Source organism: Nocardia jinanensis, assembly GCF_014645735.1.
In the GTDB taxonomy this organism is placed as follows: Bacteria; Actinomycetota; Actinomycetes; order Mycobacteriales; family Mycobacteriaceae; genus Nocardia; species Nocardia jinanensis.
The window spans coordinates 1-1,763 of sequence record NZ_BMMH01000056.1; the positions used below are offsets into that span (position 1 = coordinate 1).

Annotated in this window: 2 protein-coding genes; one reads left to right on the forward strand and one right to left on the reverse strand. The window is 66.6% G+C overall.

Going from position 1 to position 1,763, the window contains the following annotated elements:
- The first annotated feature begins 476 nt into the window (after positions 1-476).
- Positions 477-1,124 carry a hypothetical protein gene (locus IEY68_RS35805; protein ID WP_058852898.1) on the forward strand — a complete coding sequence of 216 codons (648 nt, stop codon included), beginning with the start codon at positions 477-479 and terminating at the stop codon, positions 1,122-1,124.
- A 316-nt stretch (positions 1,125-1,440) separates the two neighbouring features.
- Here the strand turns inward: IEY68_RS35805 and IEY68_RS35810 are convergent, their stop codons facing one another.
- Positions 1,441-1,590, reverse strand: coding sequence for a hypothetical protein (locus tag IEY68_RS35810; protein ID WP_156425979.1), 150 nt, complete (start codon positions 1,588-1,590; stop codon positions 1,441-1,443).
- Between the last annotated feature and the right edge of the window lie 173 nt (positions 1,591-1,763).

Consider the following 1,763-nt stretch of genomic DNA (forward strand, 5'->3'; position numbering starts at 1 on the left):
CCTCGCCCGCCGGCGCCCGAATCAGCGCCCGCAGCTTGACAGTTAGCGGAATCGGAGGTCTATCCGTGCAGCAGCCCCTTGCGGAACCATGGGGTTACCGCTACGGCTATACCAGCGACAGCAGCGGCTTGGATTCTTCCTCGATGGAACCGAAGCTTTACAAGCACCTGCTTGCGGTGCTGTACAACGGGGGATCCAACGAGTACAGCGCAGCCCGGATTCCTTCCGGGCCCTGTACACCACGTTGTACCAAGGGGCTGGTCCCCACGCTGAGTGGTGGTCGGTGGCCTGAAGGTCAGTCGAGACCGCGCCGTGATCCGCGAATCGGGCCCCTCCTGCGCGGTTGCCGGATCGGCCGGGCCGCCGACTGCGGCAGGACATCGGCGAGCTGAATAGGCGAGCGACCTGATGGCGTAACGGCCGTTCGTCATCGGCCGATCGTTCGGTGATAGCAATCTCAGCCACCAGGGGGATCCTTGACCACTCCACCGTCGCCGGCCTATCCACGCCACCCCGGCCCGCCCCGCAAGTCCAACAACGGCACCATCATCGTCCTGGTCGTTGTCGGCGTCCTCATTGTGGTCTGCGGCGGTTTGACCGCCTTGGGTGCCATCATCGGCGACGAAAGGGACACCGCGGCGAGTACCACCACCCCGCCTGCCCCGGCAACGAGCGCCGTCACCGCGCCCACGAAGGACACCACCACCGTGCCCACGACGACGCGGGCCTCGGCCGTGCTGCCACCGTCCGAGCCGCTCGTCATCGCACCATTTCCATCGGGGCTCGACCCGCGATGCACCCCCGCAGACCCAGCCACCGCTGCGACTATCACCGGCGGACTCGAAGCCACCGGTGCCCGCGCCGAGCATGTGATCACCCTGGCCGGTGCCGATGGCTACGAGTACATCGGCGCATCCATCGTGAGCCCCGACAACACGAGGTACCTGCAGCGCTCTGATGTCTGGGTCCGGGTCCTGGGCAAGGTGTATGCCGCCACCGGCGGTGCACGCAACGATTCGACGTTCCCGAAAGCGCCGTCCTCGCTCGACGTCGACCTCGGCGGTGACTCCGTGCAGACCACCGACCGGTGCGTGGCCGACTGGTCGCGGGTCACCCGCCGATAGCATCAACTGGGATGCGATCAGCCTATATCCCCACCAGCGCCATCGCGATCACCAAGACGACGTAGTCCTGCCCCAAAACCGTGTCCGGGCATCCCCTGGACGCAATTTCCTTGTCCACGCTGCGGCCTCCGGTTTCACCTCGATCGAGGGTGAGAATTGCGACCGACGGCATGACAGCCTTCGCCCGGTCGGCACCAATGGACGTGTCGTCGACAAAGCCGGCGTCGACGCCCTCGCTGTACCCCGGTGACCTGCTGTTGGCAGGTCACCTCCGGGCTGGTGCTGATCACCCGCCCTGGCGACGGCAAACGCGGCGTCAGAAGTAGGGCCACATCTCGACGTTCACGCCGCTGGCATCCGAATTCGCGAGCGAGGCCCTCTCCCCGCCGACCCCGACCACTCCCTGCCGGCCCAGGTTCGGTGTCCAGGTCGATTCCGAGCCCTCGATGCCCCGAGGTGCCACCATGGGGAGAGCACACCCGGTTCGGAGGCGGTCATGACACAGACAGGTAGCGCGGCGTCCACGCGGTCCCATCATGAGGTCGATATCTCCAGTTACGGGTTCTGGGAGAGGGACTTCGACGGTCGGGAGGCGGCGTTCGCCCGGTTGCGCGCGGCCGAGGGCCTCACCTGGCATGC